Consider the following 21628-nt stretch of genomic DNA (forward strand, 5'->3'; position numbering starts at 1 on the left):
CATAGAAAAATTATCATCATGGACAACGCACATTTAACTCGCAAGCAACACGAATTCTTCACTTTTATAGTTGAGTATAAAAAAGATCACGAAGTGTGGCCCACTTATCGGGAGATAGCCGATCATTTTGGGTATGCCTCACCAAACAGCGTTACCCAAAATATACAGGCGCTACTTAAGAAAGGCTATTTAGTTAAGACAAATGATGAAGAATATGACCTGCCTTCCGAAAAGAAGAATTTATTAGGTGAAACCGAAGAGCAGGAAGGCATCCCTATTAGGGGGTTGATCGCTGCCGGTTCCCTTCAGGAAGCCGTTGAAGCCAATCTTGGAAGCATTACCATGGAGACCCTGTTCCCTGATCTTGATGATCTGTTCGCGTTACGGGTTACCGGCTTCAGTATGAAAGATGTTGGGATATACGATGGAGATTTTGTGCTATTGATGGATACCGATGTCAAAAATGGAGATATCGGGGCCGTCCTGTATGATGGTGAAACCAGCCTGAAGAAAATTTACTGGGATGATAACGGGTTACGACTGGAACCCGCCAACCCTGAATATGATGACATCATTATTGAACCGGATGTATTTGAGGAAGTCAAAGTGATCGGTAAATATATTGGTCACGTGAATCGTCAGGGTTTTCAAAGAGCAATTCCTAAGGTAGCGTAACTACCGGGTCAGGTAACTGACTGCAGTGGCAACATGACTCCCTAGTCAGTGAATCCAGGGTTCGATTCCTACATTTATGCATGAATGTTTCATAGCCCTGAAAAGGTTGCAATAAATTGAATGAAATGCAGCAGAATCACTTTGTTTTCTTAGAACTATCCCTTATCTTTTCAAGCTCTCAATTAAATGCAAATAAGAAATTAAACAGATATGTACGCTATTGTTGAAATCGGCGGGCACCAGTACAAAGTAGCAGAAAACGATGTTTTGTTTGTTGACAAACAAAACGTTGATGGCGAAAAGCTTACATTTGATAAAGTGTTGTTGATCAAGGATGATAATGGAAATGTGAATGTCGGCACACCGGTTGTTGAAGGTGCTGAAATTTCGGCCACTATCCTTGATACCGTGAAGGCTGACAAAGTATTGGTCTTTAAGAAAAAGCGCAGAAAAGGATATCAAAAGCTTAACGGTCACCGTCAGGTAATGTCTCAGATCAAGATCGATAGCATTACTGCTTCCGGCGCTTCATCTAAGAAGGCTGCTAAGAAAGAAGACGCTCCGGCCAAAAAAGCTGAAGCCAAGAAAGAAGAAACCACAGACCTGAAATCAATGACAGTTGCCGAACTTAAGGAACTGGCTAAAGAACGAGGTCTAACCGGTTACTCAAGCTTGAAAAAAGCAGAGCTCATAGACGCACTTAAATAATTTTTTAATACAAAACCCTTACTGTTATGGCACATAAGAAAGGTCAAGGTTCAACAAGAAACGGTCGTGATTCAAACTCCAAAAGACTTGGCGTGAAAAAATTCGGTGGAGAATTTGTTCGTGCAGGCGGAATTATTGTTCGTCAGCGTGGCACTAAATTCCACCCAGGTTTAAACGTTAAGCGTGGCGGAGACGATACATTGTTTGCTACTGAAGACGGCACAGTAAACTTCTCCGTTCGCTCTGGTGGACGGAAGCATGTAAATGTAGATCCTGTAAACTGATCTCCATTTAATGAATTTCCAAACCCCGCTCATATTTTATGTGCGGGGTTTTTTTATATCTTCCAATTATGGAAACACCAATTATACCCGGCTTAGATATTCCGGTTCGCAACGTATACTGTATCGGCAGAAATTATGCCTCTCATGCCAAAGAACTGGGTAATAAGGTTCCCAAGATCCCATTGGTATTCTTAAAACCTCTTGGAACCATCTGTTATGACGGCTCAAGCATTCAACTCCCCAAACAATCCAGTGATGTGCATTTTGAGGCAGAAATAGTATTAGCCATCACTAAAAACGGAAAGGATATCTCTCCTGCCAGGGTCAATGATCATATTGGCGGCGTTGGTGTGGGAATCGATTTTACAGCCAGAGATATACAGTCCATTTCAAAAAAGCAGGGTCAACCGTGGACCATCGCCAAAGGCTTTGATAATTTTGCTCCCATCAGTTCATTTACAGAACTAACGCCGGAACAGGACCTTTCTGAACTGGATATCAAATTATTCCAAAACGGTTTTGTTAAACAACACGGAAATTCTTCCGAAATGATCTTTCCAATACCTAATCTGGTCACCTTTCTGTCACAACTATTCACCCTTCACCCCGGCGACCTCATTTTTACGGGCACTCCCGAAGGTGTTGGCAAGGTCTCATCAGGCGATCAGCTTGAGGTGTTATTGAACAATGGTGAACAATCTCTAAAAGTAACTGTAGAATAATCTTGAGAGTTATTTTTCTGATCTTATTTCTGATCTCCTCAGTATCCCTGAACACGGTGTATGCTCAGAATTATCTCTGGCCAACGGATTCAGGTACTTATTTGAGCGCTACTTTTGGAGAAACACGATCGGCTCATTTTCATGCCGGCCTCGATATTAAGACCTGGGGACGTGAGGCTTACAGGGTATTTGCAGCCAAAGACGGCATATTATATCGCTTGGCTGTTACTGAACGTGGTTATGGCAACGCTATTTACCTTAAACATCCTGACAACACCTATACTACCTACGCTCACTTGCAGAGATTTAATTCCGAATTTCAATCCCTTGCAGACTCCGTTCGCATACAAGATCATTCATTTGAAATGGATGTAAATTTTGAATCGGACGCCATTCCTGTAAAAAAAGGTGAGGTAATAGGATACACCGGCTCTACCGGTATCGGGCCACCCCATCTTCATTTTGAGATCAGAGATTCACTGCAAAATCCGATCAATGCTTTAAGCGCAGACTACCCCATCAAGGATGACCTACCTCCTGTTTTCAGTTCTATTATCATTGAACCACTTTCAAAAGAAAGTCGGGTAGAACAAAAGGCGACCTCTTTATACAAAAGAGTCCAAAAATCGGGTAATGGTTATGATTTCGGAACCGTTGAAATGGATGGAATAGCCGGCTTGGCCGTAAATGTTTACGATCAGGCAAATGATGTTTACAATGCCTATGCCGTCCACCAACTCACCCTGATACAGGGAACCGATACTCTTTTCCATGAAGTACTGGATTCTTTTCAATTTGAGCAGGAAGAAGAAATGTTCCTGGATCGTATCGCTCCATTCGGCTCTGAAAAAAGAGGCCACCAAAGACTCTATGGCAAAGAAGGCCACAATAATCCCTTTTACCTCATCGACAAGAAAGAAAGTCGAATTGAGGCACCATCTAAACCAACAACCTACACCATAGTTGCACAGGATTACTTCGGCAATACCTCTACTGCAAATGTGACACTGATCAAAGACTCAACCTTTGCAACCTATGACTCAAACTCAGAGAGTTCAGATTGGTTGAATCCAAATGAATGGTATTGGAGCGAAAACTGGTTCTCTCCTGATCAGCACTCTACCCTTTCTTTTAAGGACCTTGGGGGGTTATTTTTAAGCTCTGATCATAAGTTAGTGCACCAACCTGACAACGATTCAGCGTTTGAATTCCTTAGGGTAAAACCTGATTCTAATTATAGGATCGATACAGGGGATAAGGATCTGCGCATTCGGTTCAAGCCAAATACATTCTTTGATACTACCTTGATCGCTACCGCCAGAACTCTGAATGCAGACAGTAACCGAGTGGTTTCTATCCTCCCAGGAAATGCCCCCCTGAAGAAAAATTATATGATCGAATATTTTTTAGGTGATCATTTTGAAGAAGATCACAAATACGGCTTTTACCGGATCAACCCCGAAGACGGAGACCTCAGTTATGTTGATTCTGAGCTGAAAGGTAAAACCCTGTGGGGATTTCCCTCTGAGTTTGGGAATTTTGAAATTGTAGCAGATAACGAGCCGCCTACACTCTTTGACATGAAGCTAATGAGAACGGATTATGGCAAGTGGTTTATAACCGTAAAGGCTACGGATGAGCTGAGTGGTATTGATTCCTCAAGCGCCATTTTTGAGGTTAACGATGAAAGGGGTATTGCAGAATATGATTACGAAGAGGAGCTAATAAGGTACTATCATCCTGATTTTACACCTGAAAATGAAAATTCTGTCAGGCTCTATGTAAAAGACAAAGCCGGCAATGAGATCGAGATGGTTTCCTCGCTCCCATTAACCGGACAATGACATCAGTATTTACAGATAAGCGATACAGCCTACTTCTACCAATACATTTTTTGGCAGGGTCTTTACCGCAACGGTCTCTCGCGCAGGAGGATCTGATTTAAATCGTGCTCCATAAACTTCATTTACCGTCGCAAAGTCATCCATATTGGCTAAAAATATGGTAGTCTTCAAGATGTGAGAAAAATCAATTCCGGCTTCGGTAAGAACAGCCTCAAGATTTTTCATTACTTGTTCAGCTTGTTCCTTGGCGTTATCCCCCACGATCTCCATGGTTTTTGGATCTAATGGGATCTGTCCTGAGCAATAAAGAATTCCGTTATGAGACGTAGCCTGACTATACGGGCCAATAGCAGCGGGAGCTTTATCTGTTGAATGTATTTTTTTCATGAAACCGTTTTTTATAAGTTGTTTTTATTAATGAACAAAACCATGTGTTCTAATAAATTGCAGAAAGCAACACATATGGTTATTTTCATCAACATATTAATTTGTTCTGATTACAACCAAATCCAATCTATAAATAAAATGAAAAAGCTATTACGTAACCTTATTCCTGTTTTCCTGTTTGTGGGATTACTTGCAGGTTGTGAAACTACCGACCCTGTTATTGATCAAGCCCAGTTAAACATCTACACTCAAAATTTTGATAGTGCTTATGCAGGACTCGATAGATTTATCGCACAAAACCCTGATAACGGCTTAGGATACTATTACAAAGCCCTCGCAAATGCAGAAGAGGCAAAAACTATTCAACCCCCAAGCGACAGAAAGCCTGTATACCGTGATTTCCGTGAAAATGCAGTTACTTCACGTGACCTCTTTTCGGGCATGGAAGAAGCTCCATCAGAAGCCGGGGAAGTCACAGACCTGATCCTGACAACCTGGGGTTACGAGCACAACTCATCACTTGATTATGCCACTAACGACAGCGTTATGGCCACTGTTGATGAGCCTCTGAAGATCGCTATTGCTCACCTTGAAAATGCTATTATTGTAAATCCTGACAGTACACTTTCTTATGATGTACTCTCACAGATCCACTACATGGATAACAACTTTGCCGGTGCAGCTGATGCTCTTGCTGAGTCTATGGAAATGAAGGACCCTGCTCCAGCCAGCGATTATGACCGTGTTGCTGTATTCTTTGCACAGTCAGAAAGACCTGAAAAAGCCATTGAATATCTGGAAGAAGGACTTGAGATCTATCCTGATACTGTTAGCCTGACCCAAAAACTTGCTGACAACTACATGACCGTTGGTCAACGTGACCGCGCCATTAGCGTCCTTGAAGACTTGATCGCCAGCGATCCTAACAACCCACAATACCACCTGGTATTGGGAACTGTTATGCTTCAGGAAACTGAGCAGTTCACAGACCGAATTACTGAGATCTACGAAGAGATCTATGACCTGCAAAGAGAACAAAGAGATGCCTCTTCCAGCAGATCTGAAGAGATCGATGAAGAGATTGCTGAACTTGAAAGTGAGATCGACCGGAACCTGGAGACTGTAGCAGAGTACAACGACCTGGCTGAGTCTGAACTTATTAAAACCACAGAGTTAAGACCAGAAGACGAAACAGCATACAATGCACTTGGTATTCTGTACCAAAACAAAGCAGCAGTATTATTTAGCCAACGTAATTATGCCGAAGACCTCGATGAGGTTGATGCTTTTGACAAAGCGGCTAAAGAAGAGCTAACCAAAGCCATGGAAAGCTACGAAAAAACTGTTGAGATCAATCCTGAAAATACTTCCGCCTGGAGAAGCCTGTCTAACGTATATATTACTTTAGATATGCAGGATAAGGCACAGGAAGCGATGGATAAAGCAGGTATGTAATTGCATACACCTAAAACCAACCTTATGAAAATTTCACATTTTACCCGGCTTGCAGGCTTACTACTTGTGGCCGGGTTTTTTATTTCTTGCGGATCATCAAACATTAACATCGACCAGTTAGTGGCCGATAATAATTACGATCAGGCCTTGACCGAGATCGACAACCGGATCGCAGAAGATCCCGAACAACCCGATCTTTATATCAAACGGGCTGAGATCACAGCCATGATGGCGCAGGATGCCTCACCGGAACTCAGAACAGATCACTACAACCAAATTGTAGCTGATTTTGAGACCTCAGCCGAGATGGGAGCCAATGATACACAACTGGCTACCATTGACAGCCTCAGGCAGCAATACTGGAAAACGGAACATAACTCCGGTTTACGGATCTTTGAGAACAGTAAGGGAGCAAACCTATATGAAACGGCTAAGGATCATTTTCAAAATGCCTTGATCATACGTCCTGATGCGGTCAGTTCCTACAAGAACCTGGCTGTTGCTGAATTTAATTTGGGTAATCTTGATGCTGCCATCAACAGTTTGGAGAACGCTCTTGATCACACAAGTGAGCCATTGGTTGAACTTTATGAAAATCTTGGTTACCTGTACCTGGAAAAAGGAGATCCTGCCACTGCAGCAGATTACTATGAAATGGCCAACACTGATGTAAATGAGGATATTAACCTCGCTTACGGATTGGTTAATGCCTACATATCCAACTCAAATCATGAAGCTGCTGTTTCTCTGCTGGAAACCCTGGTGGATGAGTATCCGGATAATGCGAATCTCAGAAATGTTTACGGTACTCAGCTTTATGAGATCACTTCAGATATTATGGCCGACCTCAGAGAAGCTTACCAGGATAATGATGCGACACTTGCCGATCAGATAAAGGTTGAAGCGGTTGGAATGGGCGAAGAAGCAGAAACCCAACTCATTGAGGCTTTTAAGAGAGACACATCAAATACAGAGTATCTCGAAAGTCTTGCTGTTTTTTACAACAACCTTGCCGGTAATTATCTATCTATTGAAAAGGTAGCTTTTGAGGAAGATAAACCTGAGTTAAGGAACCGGGCTCACGACCTGATAGATTTTGCCATTGATTATTATGGCCGGTTAAGTGAGATGGATCCGAATAACTCGGGATATCAAAATAAACTCACTACCCTGAACAAACTGAAAAGTAATAATTAAAATACCTGCGGCTTTAATCCCATCATGAAATTTAATACAAAGACGATCCACGCCGGACAAAAACCAGAGGAAACATCCGGAGCGGTGATGCCTCCTATCTTTCAAACATCCACCTATGCACAGGAGGCTCCGAACAAACACAAAGGGTACGACTACGCAAGGGTTGGAAATCCAACGAGGACCGCTCTTGAACAAATGATAGCGGGACTTGAAGGAGCCGATGAAGCCGCTTGTTTTTCAAGTGGAGTGGCAGCGATGGATGCTCTCATGAAAATGCTGAGGCCTGGTGATCACGTCGTTACAACCAACGATCTTTATGGTGGTTCCTACCGATTGTTTACAAAGGTCTTTGAACCGTATGGTATCGATTTTACTTTTGTGGATATGACGGATATTGGTAAGGTCGAGTCTGCGATCACCGATCAAACCAAATTGATGTGGATCGAAACCCCAACTAACCCACTTCTTCGGGTAGTTGACATCAAAGCATTATCAGATCTGGCAAAAGAAAACGACATATTGACTGTTGTTGATAACACATTTGCCTCCCCCTACCTTCAGCGACCATTGGAATTAGGAGCAGATGCCGTACTGCATTCAGCGACCAAATACTTAGCCGGTCACTCCGATGTGATCCACGGTGCCGTTGCAAGTTCCAACAAAGAGATCATGGAGAACCTGCGCTTTCAGACAAAAACGTCGGGTGCGGTTCCGGGACCTATGGATTGCTACCTGACTCTCAGAGGAATCAAAACTTTGAGCGTTCGTGTGCAACGGTCTGTAGAGAATGCCAAGCAGATCGCCGAATTTCTTGACAACCACCCAAAGGTTGGTTCCGTCAATTACCCCGGTTTACCATCTCACCCACAGCATGAATTGGCATCCAGACAAATGGATGACTTTGGAGCGATGCTTTCATTTACACTAAAAGATGATTCCATTGAAGCGGCCGTAAACTTTATGAGTAATACCGAGATATTTACCCTTGCCGAAAGCCTGGGTGGGGTTGAATCGCTTATCAGTCACCCGGCCTCTATGACCCATGGCTCCATTCCGAAAGAGGTGAGAGAAAAAGCCGGGCTTCAGGATTCCTTGATCCGAATTTCTGTGGGTATTGAAGATGCAGAAGACCTGATCGCTGACTTAGATCAGGCATTTTAAACACGAATATTTAGTAAGGCAGATTTTTTTATGTCTGCTCAAAAAAGCGCTTTCAGAACAAACAATTAAATTATTAGATCATGCGAGAAGTAGTAATAGTATCAGCAAAACGAACCCCAATGGGTGGTTTTGGAGGAAGTCTTGCTTCCTTTTCTGCCCCCGAATTAGGAGCCGCTGCCATTCTTGAGGCTGTAAAAGCCGGAGGAATCAAAGCCGAAGACGTACAGGAAGTTTTAATGGGTAATGTACTGTCAGCCGGTGTTGGCCAGGCACCCGCCCGACAAGCCGCTCTGAAAGCCGGACTCCATGAGCGAACTCCCTCAACCACTGTAAATAAAGTATGTGCTTCGGGTATGAAATCAGTTATGATCGCCGCAGATCAAATTCGTCTCGGAGAGGCTGATATCATTGTAGCCGGTGGAATGGAAAGTATGAGTAATGTTCCCTACTATCTTCCAAAAGAGCGATTCGGAGCCAAATACGGCCATTCTAAAGTAGAAGACGGAATTGTGAAAGATGGTCTCTGGGATGTCTATAATGACTACCTGATGGGTAACGCCGGCGACCTCTGTGGCAGAGAGTGCAACATCAGTCGTGAACAGCAGGACGAATACGCTATTACTTCCTACAAGCGTGCCATTGAAGCTACTGAAAAAGGTTATTTCAAAGATGAAATGATCACTATGAAAGTGAAAGACCGTAAAGGGAATGTCACCGAAGTAGATAAAGATGAAGAATTAGGGAAAGTCAGATTTGAAAAGATCCCTCAACTGCGACCGGTTTTCGACAAGGAAGGAACGGTTACAGCGGCAAATGCCTCCTCTATTAATGATGGAGCCGCAGCCTTGTTGGTAATGAGTGCAGATAAAGCCAAGGAACTGGGCCTAAAACCATTGGCTAAGATATTAAGCAGTGCCAGTGCAGCCAAAGCCCCTGAATGGTTTACAACAGCCCCGGCTGACGCTATTCCAATAGCTCTTAAAAAAGCAGGCTTGACTAAAAATGAAATTGATCTGTTTGAGATCAATGAGGCCTTTTCAGTTGTGGCTCTTGCTAACAATCAGATCCTGGAACTGGACCCTGAGAAAGTAAACATCCACGGTGGGGCGGTCAGTATAGGTCATCCGCTTGGTTGTTCCGGAGCCCGAATATTAGTGACACTGATCCATGCTCTTAAGAGAACCAAAGGTAAATACGGGTGTGCCGGTATTTGCAACGGTGGCGGTGGAGCTTCTTCCATGGTCATAGAAATGCTTTAAAGGATCATTTTGATTCTATAAAAGAGCCCGTTTACAGACGGGCTCTTTTTTTATTGACATTATTCCCAGACCAACATATAATGAATGCGTGCACATTTGGGTTGCACTATACAAAAGCTATTACAATTCATCAGTTATTGCAGAGATCTACATCACCTCTCTCAAACTAATTTTTAATCTGAAGTACTACTTTATATAGGAAAACCGCTACAAAACGTTAAGCGATTGTAAATACAATCATCAAAACACCTATATGTTCAACAAACTACTATTTTTCAGTGGTTTGATATGCCTGCTTTTAACCGGAAACTCACAAGCCCGGCAGCTTAAGGTAGTCGCAGAAACAAGCACTTTTACAGATTACGAGTTTGTAAACAAGGATCATAAGATCATTCCCCCGATCGGTATGTCAATCTCTGTCGACGGGAATTCGAATGCCTTTGAGGTTCTGGAACAAAATATCGTAACGGTTCAAAGAACCATTAGCCCCGAAAGAGCTCTGGTCTTAAATCTGCAAGAACTCGATGCACCCTTCATCGATACCGGACTAACGGGCACCAAAGCGGGAGAAACCATCCTCCCTGTCAGTATCAATCTAACGCGATATGCAGAGAAAGAACTACTGATCACGGAATATCTTAAGATCAGGGTTTACAAAAGCAGAATTTCCACTGATAGCCGAAGTAGAATTTCTTCAGCTGTTGTGAACGAAGGCATCTTTGCTTCGGGTGAATGGTTCAAAATACCCGTCCAAAAAAATGGTATTTACCAAATAGATACTGAGTACCTGGAAACTATGGGCATAACTCCCTCATCTATCAACCCGGCCAACATACAGCTCTGGACTACACCGGGATATCCCCTAACTGAATCTAACAGTGCTGCCAAACCAGAATTGACCCAAATTCCAATTCTGGTTCAGGGGGGAAATGACGGAACCTTTGACTCCAGCGACCGCATCTTGTTTTATGGAAACTCGCCCCACAGAATACTTAAGGAAAATGACTCATTCACTCACTCAGTTCACCCATACTCCAACGAAAACTATGTATTCCTGACCTTCGGGAATACACCCGGACAACGAATGAATGAAGTAGTTATCCCAGATAGCCCGGATCGCACGGTAACTTCATTCAGAGATTTTATCTGGATCGAAGAAGAATTGTATAAAGCTGAGGAACGCATAAAGTCAGGCAGAAACTGGCTTGGCCAACGTTTTTCAACCACTTCTGATGGAATTTTTCAGGAAATATTTTCTGATACCCTGCCCGGGCTGATCGCCACCGAACCCATAGAGATTGAAGGACAGTTTGTGAACCGATCCACGTCATCTGCATCATTTAACGTCAGGATGAATGGAAGTTCAATTCAGGCCTTGTTCATACCTGCATCCGGTTCATATACAAGCAGTGAAGGGCGTGCGGGGGTTGCATCCTCATTCAGCACCACAGCCTCCGTTCAGGCAGGGACTGAGATACTCAGGTTTGATGCCGCCTACGATCATAATGCTACCGGTTCAACCGGATTTTTTGATTGGTTAAGGATCACAGCATCACGAACCCTTCAGGCTGAAGATGACTACCTGATGTTTCGCTCACCTGAAGACGGACAGGCCAACGAGATTGCCGAGTACCGACTGACGGGATTCACTGATATCCCATTAGTTCTGGAGATATCAGACCCGTTGGCTCCTAAGATGATGGACCTTTCCTCTACAAATAATGAATACCGATTTAAATATGCTTCGGGAGATGATCTGACTTTTTTAGCCCAATCCGGGTTTTACACTCCGGGCTCAGGCACTCCCCTTCCTCCTCAGGATCTTAAAAGCCTTAACATCTACCCGGATTATGTGATCGTGACTGCTGAAGAATTTGGATCACAGGCGCAGGAACTGGCAGAGTATCGGGAACAAGAAGATGGTTTGGCTTCAGTGGTTGTAACGCAGAGTCAGATCGTTAATGAATTCTCCGGAGGTGTCAATGATCCTTCAGCGATTAGGAATTACCTGAAATTTCTCTATGATCGGGCTTTGGCAGATGGCGAAAATCCCCCAAGATATATTCTGCTGTTTGGGGATACGACCTTTGATTACAAAAAGATCATAGATAGCGGCCACACGAATTACGTGATGACTTATCAAAGTGAGGAATCGCTTCACCGCACAGAGTCGTACGCAACCGATGATTTCTTTGGTTTTCTGGATGACAATGAAGGTGACTTGGATGTGAACGGAAGCGGAGTCACCCCATCTGATTATTTACTTGATGCAGGGGTTGGGAGAATTCCTGCTCAAACTGTTCAGGAGGCCTCCATCGCGGTTCAAAAGATCAAAATATATGAAGACCCTGCAAATCACGGCAACTGGCAAAACCTGTTTACCTTTGCCGCCGATGATGATTTCCCGGATGTGGAATTGAACAGAGATCTCCATGTCTTAAATGCCGATGAAACAGCAAACCTGATGGACATCTATGAGCCGGGTGTGCGCTTAAACAAGATCTATCAGTTTGCCTACAATGAAGAGATCACCGGAGCCGGGCGCAGAATACCCGGAGCCACACAAGATTTTATCAACGCTTTTAATCAGGGATCACTGGTGCTTAACTACTCCGGCCACGGTAACGAGCAGACACTTTCAGATGAACAGCTATTCGTAACCGAAAGCATACCTAATCTCACCAATAAAAACCGGCTTCCTGTGTTGGTAACCGCCACCTGTCAGTTTGGTCGTTATGATGATACCGATGCACAGTCAGGAGCCGAACAATTGCTTTTCACTGATAATGGAGGCGTTATTGGTGCATTTACCACAACACGGGTGGTTTATACCGGTGCGGGGATTTCATCCAGAAATAACTTTGGATTGAATGTGGCTTTATCTCAAAAAATGGTTGAGCGTGATCAAAATAACGAAGCCCTGCGGTTTGGAGATATTTTTGTGAATACTAAAAACACCCTGCTGAACGGTTCCCCCATTATTACCTCAAGAAACAGTAAGAAATTCATTTTTCTGGGTGACCCCGCCGGGAAATTCCAGCTTCCGGTGCAAAAGTCCGAGATCAATGCGATCAATGATATCAATGTAGCCGGGCAGGATTCCGTGATCACCATTAAGGGCCTCGATACCATTACCTTAACCGGGCAAATGACCGATTTTTCAGGGAATGTGATCAATGATTTCACCGGACTTGCTGACGTGTCCGTCTTAGATGCCAAGCGAAGTGTGCCTCTCCCCGCTGACCGGAATTGGGTTCAGGAAGAGCGGTGTTTTCTGGATGATTGCAGATACACGGTAGAAAAGGACGTGCTCTTTAAAGGAAAAGCAGAAGTGCACAACGGTATGTTTAGCTCCACATTTGTTGTTCCCAAAGACATCTCGTTTTCTGACAGTACCGGACGAATAATCATCTATGCCGAAAATGATAACTACGCAGCCAGCGGTTCATTTACGAATATCCGGTTCAACGGGATCAATGAAAATGCCGTAAATGACGGGCGCGGTCCTGACATGGATATTTACCTGAATGATGAGAGATTTGTGAACGGAGCCCTCGTCAACGATTCCCCGAATTTGATCATTGACCTTGAAGATCCATCCGGTATCAACACGACCGGCACGGGTATTGGGCACGAGATCCTTGCAGTAATTGATACCAACCCGGAACAAACTTACGTTCTCAATGATTACTATGAAGGTGATATTGACAACTACACCAAAGGAAAAATTGAATTTCCTTTAGATGAGCTACCTGAAGGTAGTTATTCCCTGAAAGTCCGAGCCTGGGATGTTCACAATAATCCCTCTGAAAAGGAGATCTTTTTTGAGGTAGCCTCTCAGGATGATCTAACGATCAGGCATGTTTACAACTATCCGAACCCGATGAATGATGTCACCCGATTTTATTTTGAGCACAATCAGCCGGGAAATCCGTTAGATATATCGATACAAATATATACACTGAGCGGCCGGCCCGTTCAGCATCTTCAAAATCAAATCATAACAAACAGTTCTTATGCCAGTATTACATGGAACGGCCGTGACCGTGATAATGATCGTTTGGGTAACGGTACTTATATTTATGTGCTTCGGGTGGCATCAGATACCCCCAATGGAAGACAACGAACAGAAAAAATTGAGAAACTCGTGATCATTCGGTGACCTCATAACTTTATCCTAAAACACGTATATTTATTTTAAAATTTATCCCTATGAAAAAGATATTATCATTACTCTTTACCGGATTATTTTTATCCATTCCGGTCATTACACAGGCACAGGTTGCTATAACCGCCGTACCATTCTTACAGATCGAACCGGATTCAAGGGCTGCGGGTATGGGTAATACCGGTGTTGCCATCGCTGACAATGCATCCGCATTTTTCTGGAACCCGGCCGGTTTAGCTTTTCAGGAAGATTATAATCAGGCAAGTATTACTCACTCCAACTGGCTGGCTAATTTCAACGTAAGTGATCTTTTTTACGACAATGTAGTGGGTAAATTCCATATCCCGGGCATTGGAAACATAGGAACCCACCTGACTTATCTGAATATGGGTGAACAGGTTGTAACTGACGAAACCGGTCCAGAGCCGATCTCCAGATTCAACAGTTATGAGATCGCCTTTGGTGCTTCCTATGGGTATAAATTCACCGATAATTTTGCCGGTGGTACCAGCCTTAGATTGATCTACTCAAGTTTGGCCAGTGGAACTTCCATCAGTGCACAGAAAGTTAATCCGGGAAGCAGCGTGGCCTTAGACCTTGCCCTGATGTATAAAACAGATCCATTCCTTGTTGGTGGACGCGAAGCTAAATTCAGCTTCGGTACTAACTTATCGAACCTGGGGCCGGGAATTCAGTACACCGATAATGCACAGAAAGATCCCCTGCCAACCCTGCTGAGATTTGGATGGGCCTTTGACCTCGATCTTGATGACGAAGGCATCAACCGAATTACCTTTGCAAATGATATTTCCAAGATCATGGCCAGAACTGAACTTGAAACCAGCAATGGTGATACCACCAGTGTTGCTTCCGGCCCTATCAAGGCCTTATTCAACTCATGGGGCAGCTACACGCGCCTTGATGGTAATGAATTAGTGGAAGTTGGCTTGATGCAACAATTCATGATCGGTGCCGGTCTTGAGTATTGGTATGCTGATCAGTTTGCACTACGCGGCGGTTATTATTTTGAAGATCCGCAAAACGGTGACAGAGAGTATATTACTTTTGGAGCCGGTATCCGGTATAATATTCTTGGGGTTGATTTCAGTTATATCAAAACACTTGAAACAGATCACCCCCTTGCAAATACCTTACGATTTAGTTTACTCATCGATTTTTAATCCATGCACCCATTAAGGTATCTCATGAAGAGCATGTTATATTTTAGCATGCTCTTTGTTTTTTATGGATATGCTACCAGCCTTCAGGCACAGAATACGCCTGTTAAGCGTAGCCATGCGATATCTGCCCAATACTCCTCTACCCCTGACCTGCGACCCCTTGATGCAACAGGAACCCTTAATATCGTAGCCATCATGGTTGAATTTCAACCTGATGACGACCGGCTTACCACCGGCACAGGGATCTTTGGTCCTGATGGTAGCGATGGCCTTCCTTACTTATCACGGGCTGAAGACGTTCGCATCGAGCCTTTGCCTCACGATCGAACCTATTTTGTGGCACACCTTGAGTTCGCCAAGAACTATTTTGAAAAAACTTCTGACGGGCAGCTTACCATCAACTATCAGGTATTACCTGATATCTATCGACTCCCAAAACAAATGTCTGAGTATTCTCCGACCGGAGAGACCTTTACGCTCGAAAAATTAGCGGCTTTAACCCGGGATGCCTGGAATGAAGTCGAAAACGGTCCCGATTTCAATGTTTCAGGATTGGACCCCGATAATACCGCCTTCGTCATCTTTCACGCAGGGGTAGGACGCGATATTGAACTAACCGGAACCAATCTGGATATCACCCCATACGATATTCCATCTATTTATCTTCGCAAGGATGACCTTGGAAACCTGTTGAATGAAGTTACATTTAATGGCTTTCCTGTAAACAACGGAACCTTTAGGGTAACCAATTCAATGATCATCCCAAGAACCGAAAGTCGGCGCGGACTCGATATTCAGGATAACGAATTTGTCTTGCCTCTATCGATCAATGGACTCTTGGTAGCCTCCATTGCCAATCACCTCGGGCTGCCGGATCTGTTTAATACGGAAACGGGTGAACCCGGCATCGGACGATTTGGTCTTATGGATGGAGCCGGGTTCTTCTCCTATAACGGACTCTTCCCACCCGAGCCCTCTGCATGGGAGAAAACTTACTTAGGGTGGCAAACCCCATTTGAAGTGGATTCAGACTCTGATAATCCCATAGAACTGCCGGCAGCCGCATTAAATGATCGGAACAGTATCGCCCGTGTATCCTTATCCGGATCTGAGTATTTTTTAATTGAGAACCGGCATCGGGATCTGCAGGGAGAGGGAGTTACACTCACCATTCAAACCCCGGCGGGTGACCTTGTTCAACAGACCTTCTCCAATGACGATGAGAATTTTGTCTTTCAGCAAGAGAATTTCGACCAATTACTGGAAGCAGGGGTTGTGGTCGATGTCTCCAATTTCGATTTTAGTTTGCCCGGTGGCCGTGAAGGAGATCTGGACACCGGTAATTCCCAAAACGGCCGGTACCTCAATGGTGGAATACTAATCTGGCATATAGATGAACGGGTGATCAGCGAGAATTTAAGAACAGGAACCGTGAATGCTGACCCCAATTTCAGAGGAATAGATCTTGAGGAAGCCGATGGAGCACAGGATATCGGCTTTGAAATTCCCGGAGCCCTGAATAACAACGCAAGCTTTGGGACCGCCTTCGATTTCTGGTGGTCAGGTAATGATTACCGTGTGATCCTTGAAACCGGCTCAGAAATAACCCTTTATGAAAACCGGTTCGGACCTGAAACTGAACCCAATAATAACAGCAACTCCGGTTCACCCTCATTTTTCGAACTCTATGATTTCTCAGACAACCTGCCTGTTTCAACCTTCAGCATTAGAAAGGCTGAGCCATATGCTGACATATATACTTCAGGATTGAACCTGCAACTGGATCCGGATACAGACTACTTCACCGCAAGCGATCCTTACTACACCTACTTTCCGCTTTCTCTTTCATTTTATGAAGCTCAGGATGATACTTTTCTCGTTGTCCCCACAAGATCAGGCACATATTCCGTTCAGCTTTCTGATCCGGATCAAAACATTCATCAACTGACCGATGTACCGGTTCAACAACCCTATATTGGAGAGCAACTCATTTTAGGAGAGAAACCTGAAATAAACTCCCAAAACATCAATGTGTCAGCACATTCATGGAATGGAACCACCAACACATTTGATACTACCTGGACAGCAACAATACCTGCAAACAAGGGTTTTTTGAGCTCTCAATCCGATCAACTTTTGCATGCTGAACATACAACCACAGGAATCAATTTAAATGATGGGAGCTTGCAAAATCTTCAAAGCCAACCGTTTCAGCGTTCATCTATCATCAACGGCATTTACTCTGAGATCACTAATTCTGAGCTGACCATTTCCAATGAATCAACCATAAATATCCAACTTGATCCCGATTCTTATCGTGAACAAACCGGTTCCATTCAGATCGATGATCAGGTCCTGTTTACTTTATTTCAAGACGACTCCTTTTCCCTGATAGATCCAAATGCCACCGATCCTTTTATAAACCTTTACGAGACTTCCAACATCGAGTGGCCGGCAATTATAGAGAATACCCGTTTCTTTTTCGTTGACCGACAGAAAAACCAACTCATTGGGTTGAACCGTTTAGGCGGCATTGAACCTAACACCCCGATCTCTGCTCCCGAAGGCGTTAAGTTTATTGGCACTCTCCTCGTTGTGACCAACGCAAATTCAAACGAAGAGATATTCATCGTCACCGGACAAAATGAGACCTCCATCAACTTGTTTGCCTACAATTCACAAGGTGACCTGGTGGAAGGCTTTCCGTTGTATGTGGGAGCTTCACTTGGTGCTGAACTACACCCAATACATCCGGTTATTTACAACGATGAGATCTTTGGCATTTCACACGATGGTACCCTCAGGTCCTGGAAACTTAAGAACCTTGATAGCACAGAATGGGGCTCCAGGTACGGTAATTTCATTTTCAACCAGCATGCTGTAACCTTACAGGATAACGGAGATCAAAATGATAATTCGTTTGGCGTATTGAACCATTCTGAAACCTATAACTGGCCGAACCCGGCTGATGACTTCACAAACCTGCGTTTTCAGATCGCCCCTCCGGGTGGCACGATTGAGATCACGATCATAACTACAGCAGGTCAGGTCATATATAAAAACTCCTTTTCTTCACCGGGTGGATTCCCTGAAGACATTGAGATCAATACCGGCAATTGGAATAGCGGTGGTTATATTGCCAGGGTCAAAGCGACCGTTAATGGTAAAACCGACACAAAGACCTATAAGATCGGGATCGTGCATTGAGATCACTGAAAATTCACATATGGATCACAGCCTGCCTATTGATGGCAACGGCACAGTTTGCACGGGCTCAAACCGATGTCAGGCTATACGATTACCCTCAAAATCATCTTAAGTGGTACACCGTGGAAAGTGACCATTTTCTCGTGCATTTTCAGGAAGGGAATAGTAGATCGGCAAAAGTGGTCTCGCGCATTGCTGAAGAAGTATATACCCCATTAACAGAACTGTACCGGCATGAACCGGATGAAAAGGTCAGCATAGTTTTAAAGGACCGCGAAGACTATTCGAATGGAGCCGCTTACTTCTTTGATAACAAGATCGATATTTGGTTACCCGCTTTAGATTCTCCACTCAGGGGTACTCACAACTGGCTTCGTAATGTGATCACTCATGAGTTTGTACACATTGTTCAGATTCAGAAAGGCATGAAGCGATCCAGAAAGATCCCTGCTTTTTATTTTCAGTGGCTGTCATATGAAGATGTACGACGGCCCGATGTATTGTACGGTTTCCCAAACGGACTGATCACCTACCCATTTGCCACGGTCAATGTGCCTGCCTGGTTTGCAGAGGGAACTGCTCAATATCAAACCAATGGCCTTTTCTACGATACATGGGATAGCCATCGCGACATGATCCTCCGTTCACGTGTTCTTACCGGTACACCTTTTACCTTAGATGAAATGGGTACCTTTTCTTCCAAGAACAGCCTGGAGCGGGAGACGGTTTATAATATGGGCTATGCTTTTGTAATATATCTGGCTGATACATTTGGGGAGGATATACTGCGTGACATCACGGAAGCGCTTGGAGAAAAAGGCGTTTACGATATCTCGACGGCGATGGAGATCGCTACCGGTGTTCCCGGCCATGAACTCTATACCAAATGGATCAATGAGCTGGAAACCTTTTATGAGAAAGCGGTTAAGGAGATCACCCCCTCTCCTTCAGATATTATTGAGGAACACGGATTTTTCAATTTCTATCCTCAACCATCCCCGGCTAATGGATCTGTTGCTTACCTCTCCAATAAGGGGTTTGATAGCGGCATACTCTCGCTGTATATCAAAAATGAGGACGATATGGGGACAGAAATTGCTCTTGTGAGTGAACTTGCGGGTGATGCAGATCGGTCGCACCTGAGTTTTCTGGAGAACCGGCTTTTATTCCTTGAAAGCTCTATTTCGTATGATCCAACCGGTAAGAAGATCGCATATGCAGCCAACAAACGGAATGCACTGGGTGAGTTTTACCGGGACGTGTTCATCTACGACCTTGATACCAAACAATCGAAACGGCTGACGAACAGTGCCCGTGTACAATTCCCTACCTGGAGTCATGATGGTCAACACATTGCAGCTGTTCAAAATAAAGGGGGAACCCAAAACCTGGTATTACTTTACCCTGATCACCCCGACTCTATTACACAGATCACCAACTTTAGATCCGGTGAGACGGTTTCTACCCCAACCTGGACGCCCAACGATAGCACCATATATTTTGCCGGTTCAGATCTCGGTAACAGAAACATCTACAAAATTGATCTTCAGACAACCGAAACCGTACCGGTTCTGGAAGATGAATATATCGATTTCAGGGATCCACACATCGGTCCTGAGGGCAGATACCTTTACTTTTCAGCCAACACAGATGGTATCCATAACATTTACAGAAGTGCTTTGGATGGCCGGGATCTTCAAAAACTGACATCAGTTACCGGAGGAGCCTTTATGCCTTCAGTCAGTAACGATGGCACTCTGTATTTTTCAGAATACTCTGATAATGGATATCAGGTCAGATCGGCTGATCTCAAACAACTACTGCAACATGATCAAAGTGGTTCATACTATCTTCCCTATCCGGAAGAAGAGACTGATTACGAAATGCCGGATCCCTATATACAAAAGCTCAATCAGTTCAACGACTCTGATGTAAGACCCTTTGATACCCGAGCAATGGCCATGGCTGATACAGGAAGTCACACTTTCACTCTCACAGACCTTTCTGATACCGAAGAGAGAACGTTCAGTGAATATGAAAACACCTACACCGGTTTTAGTTTCTTTCCGGTTCTTCGGTTTGATAACTACTCCAAGGAATATGGCAGTAACGGCTCACTCATAAAGAATGGATATGTCGGAAAGGTCGGGCAAAATTTACTCAGAGATGCCAAGGTGGGCACCTATTTTTCCTCCAGAGATGTGATCGACCGGCTTAGTATTTTTGGTGGATTGATGGTTGGACCTGCCTCACAACCGGCTGAAAGCATTGGGGGATTCTTTCGTCCCGACCGATTATTTGGTTTAGACCGGGATGCCTTTTTGATCGCCGAACACCGGGGACTTCCATTCATAGAAAAAAGCTGGTCGCCAACGGTTGCCATTGAAGTTTACAATATGCGGCGTAATGTATCTGACGGACTGTCTATTGAGGAATTTCCATGTACCTCCTGCCTGCCCGACACCACCTATACCGATATTGCCTATAATATCTGGGAAGCCGGTATTTTTTTTAGAAGTAAACTCAATCGCCGAAGCATGCTTGAATTGGGTGTTTCTTACAGTCCGTATAGGGTTTCCACTGAGGGATTTTACTCCCGCGAACTTCAGCAACAAGTGAGCGGAAGTTCATCCGAGTATTTTAAAGGAACCACTTTGTCAGCTTCTTACACTTTCGATTACTACCTGTATTCTAACGATGCTGATATTGCCCCACTTGGGTTGAAAGGGTATTTGAGATATCAGTATCAACCCTCAAAGTTGCTTGAGGAGTATGAGATCGAAGACGGAACGCTGTCTCCCGTTTTTAACGAACAACAGAATCACTCCACAGAGTTACATCTCAGGTACGGATTTAAAACGATTGGGGATCAGGCCTTCCAAGCCAGAGTGAGAGGGTTTCACTATTTCAATGATCCGGATGACTCATTTTATGCAGATTATATCGGCGGGTTCATGGGCATGCGCAGCTACCCTTATTTTGCTTTAGGCGGCAGCACCACGGCTTTCAGTTCCCTGTCGTGGTTTGCACCACTATGGCGGGGTATTCATACCCAAAAAGGGCCCTTCATGATCGACAAAATATTCGCCCGCTTTTTCTTTGAGACCGGAAACGGATGGAAGAGTCCCTTCGATACCGGACAAAAGTTGAAATCCGGCCTGGGCGCTGAACTGCGGATCGCGATGAATGGCTATTACCTCTTTCCGCTCAAGTTCTTTGTCAGTGGTTCCTATGGGCTCGATCAGTTTACCCTTTCCCTTCCGGATGATTTCATTACCAACTCGGGTTCAAATCAGGTTACCTATGGAAGGGAACTTCTTTTTCACTTCGGCTTAACGTTTGATTTTGAACTGCTATGAGATCGCTTTTACTCCACATAT

General features: G+C 44.2%; 14 protein-coding genes. 13 read left to right on the top strand and 1 reads right to left on the bottom strand.

Features of this window, described 5'->3' with window-relative positions; translation table 11 throughout:
• Positions 1 to 18 precede the first annotated feature (18 nt).
• The 5 genes from lexA (at position 19) to C3B73_RS09195 (ending at position 4233) form a co-directional block, all read left to right on the top strand.
• Positions 19 to 675 (top strand): transcriptional repressor LexA, encoded by a 657-nt coding sequence (gene lexA / locus C3B73_RS09175; RefSeq protein WP_103665301.1) that lies wholly within the window; start codon positions 19 to 21, stop codon positions 673 to 675.
• A gap of 210 nt (positions 676 to 885) precedes the next feature.
• A complete protein-coding gene (rplU, locus tag C3B73_RS09180; RefSeq protein ID WP_103665302.1) occupies positions 886 to 1383 on the top strand; it encodes a 50S ribosomal protein L21 in 498 nt (165 codons plus the stop codon).
• Positions 1384 to 1409: 26 nt separating this feature from the next.
• Positions 1410 to 1667, top strand: a complete 258-nt coding sequence (gene rpmA / locus C3B73_RS09185; protein WP_103665303.1) for a 50S ribosomal protein L27 — start codon at positions 1410 to 1412, stop codon at positions 1665 to 1667.
• A 68-nt stretch (positions 1668 to 1735) separates the two neighbouring features.
• Positions 1736 to 2389, top strand: a complete 654-nt coding sequence (locus C3B73_RS09190) for a fumarylacetoacetate hydrolase family protein (RefSeq protein ID WP_232803116.1) — start codon at positions 1736 to 1738, stop codon at positions 2387 to 2389.
• Between the two features lie 2 nt (positions 2390 to 2391).
• Entirely contained in the window at positions 2392 to 4233 is a 1842-nt protein-coding gene (locus tag C3B73_RS09195) for a M23 family metallopeptidase (RefSeq protein WP_108722914.1), read from the top strand.
• 9 nt (positions 4234 to 4242) lie between these two features.
• On the opposite strand, the gene C3B73_RS09200 is transcribed toward C3B73_RS09195, so the two are convergent.
• Positions 4243 to 4620 (bottom strand): RidA family protein, encoded by a 378-nt coding sequence (locus C3B73_RS09200; RefSeq protein ID WP_103665305.1) that lies wholly within the window; start codon positions 4618 to 4620, stop codon positions 4243 to 4245.
• 138 nt (positions 4621 to 4758) lie between these two features.
• Here C3B73_RS09200 and C3B73_RS09205 point away from each other — a divergent pair, with 138 nt between their 5' ends.
• The 8 genes from C3B73_RS09205 to C3B73_RS09240 all read left to right on the top strand — a co-directional run bounded on the left by C3B73_RS09205 (position 4759) and on the right by C3B73_RS09240 (position 21607).
• On the top strand, positions 4759 to 6075 hold the full coding sequence (locus tag C3B73_RS09205; RefSeq protein ID WP_157939464.1) for a tetratricopeptide repeat protein: 1317 nt from the start codon (positions 4759 to 4761) through the stop codon (positions 6073 to 6075).
• Between the two features lie 24 nt (positions 6076 to 6099).
• On the top strand, positions 6100 to 7272 hold the full coding sequence (locus C3B73_RS09210) for a tetratricopeptide repeat protein (protein ID WP_103665307.1): 1173 nt from the start codon (positions 6100 to 6102) through the stop codon (positions 7270 to 7272).
• A gap of 24 nt (positions 7273 to 7296) precedes the next feature.
• A complete protein-coding gene (locus C3B73_RS09215) occupies positions 7297 to 8433 on the top strand; it encodes a cystathionine gamma-synthase (RefSeq protein WP_103665308.1) in 1137 nt (378 codons plus the stop codon).
• Positions 8434 to 8513: 80 nt separating this feature from the next.
• Positions 8514 to 9692 carry an acetyl-CoA C-acyltransferase gene (locus C3B73_RS09220; RefSeq protein ID WP_103665309.1) on the top strand — a complete coding sequence of 393 codons (1179 nt, stop codon included), beginning with the start codon at positions 8514 to 8516 and terminating at the stop codon, positions 9690 to 9692.
• Positions 9693 to 9945: 253 nt separating this feature from the next.
• A complete protein-coding gene (gene porU, locus C3B73_RS09225; RefSeq protein WP_103665310.1) occupies positions 9946 to 13854 on the top strand; it encodes a type IX secretion system sortase PorU in 3909 nt (1302 codons plus the stop codon).
• Between the two features lie 50 nt (positions 13855 to 13904).
• Positions 13905 to 15041, top strand: a complete 1137-nt coding sequence (gene porV / locus C3B73_RS09230; RefSeq protein WP_103665311.1) for a type IX secretion system outer membrane channel protein PorV — start codon at positions 13905 to 13907, stop codon at positions 15039 to 15041.
• Between the two features lie 24 nt (positions 15042 to 15065).
• On the top strand, positions 15066 to 18248 hold the full coding sequence (locus C3B73_RS09235) for a T9SS-dependent M6-like inactivated metalloprotease (RefSeq protein ID WP_157939465.1): 3183 nt from the start codon (positions 15066 to 15068) through the stop codon (positions 18246 to 18248).
• The gene (locus tag C3B73_RS09240) at positions 18245 to 21607 is read left to right on the top strand and encodes a hypothetical protein (RefSeq protein ID WP_232803120.1); all 3363 of its coding nucleotides are present in this window, start codon (positions 18245 to 18247) and stop codon (positions 21605 to 21607) included. Before C3B73_RS09235 ends, C3B73_RS09240 begins: the two co-directional genes overlap by 4 nt.
• Positions 21608 to 21628: the final 21 nt, after the last annotated feature.

Origin of the sequence: Gracilimonas amylolytica, assembly GCF_002911695.1 — a bacterium.
Classification (GTDB): Bacteria; Bacteroidota; Rhodothermia; order Balneolales; family Balneolaceae; genus Gracilimonas; species Gracilimonas amylolytica.

Excerpts from the sequence above, each read along its gene's own strand:
- lexA (WP_103665301.1), top strand. The coding sequence starts at position 19 with ATGGACAACGCACATTTAACTCGCAAGCAACACGAATTCTTCACTTTT.
- rplU (WP_103665302.1), top strand. The coding sequence starts at position 886 with ATGTACGCTATTGTTGAAATCGGCGGGCACCAGTACAAAGTAGCAGAA.
- rpmA (WP_103665303.1), top strand. The coding sequence starts at position 1,410 with ATGGCACATAAGAAAGGTCAAGGTTCAACAAGAAACGGTCGTGATTCA.
- C3B73_RS09190 (WP_232803116.1), top strand. The coding sequence starts at position 1,736 with ATGGAAACACCAATTATACCCGGCTTAGATATTCCGGTTCGCAACGTA.
- C3B73_RS09200 (WP_103665305.1), bottom strand. The coding sequence starts at position 4,620 with ATGAAAAAAATACATTCAACAGATAAAGCTCCCGCTGCTATTGGCCCG.
- C3B73_RS09205 (WP_157939464.1), top strand. The coding sequence starts at position 4,759 with ATGAAAAAGCTATTACGTAACCTTATTCCTGTTTTCCTGTTTGTGGGA.
- C3B73_RS09210 (WP_103665307.1), top strand. The coding sequence starts at position 6,100 with ATGAAAATTTCACATTTTACCCGGCTTGCAGGCTTACTACTTGTGGCC.
- C3B73_RS09215 (WP_103665308.1), top strand. The coding sequence starts at position 7,297 with ATGAAATTTAATACAAAGACGATCCACGCCGGACAAAAACCAGAGGAA.
- C3B73_RS09220 (WP_103665309.1), top strand. The coding sequence starts at position 8,514 with ATGCGAGAAGTAGTAATAGTATCAGCAAAACGAACCCCAATGGGTGGT.
- porU (WP_103665310.1), top strand. The coding sequence starts at position 9,946 with ATGTTCAACAAACTACTATTTTTCAGTGGTTTGATATGCCTGCTTTTA.
- porV (WP_103665311.1), top strand. The coding sequence starts at position 13,905 with ATGAAAAAGATATTATCATTACTCTTTACCGGATTATTTTTATCCATT.
- C3B73_RS09235 (WP_157939465.1), top strand. The coding sequence starts at position 15,066 with ATGAAGAGCATGTTATATTTTAGCATGCTCTTTGTTTTTTATGGATAT.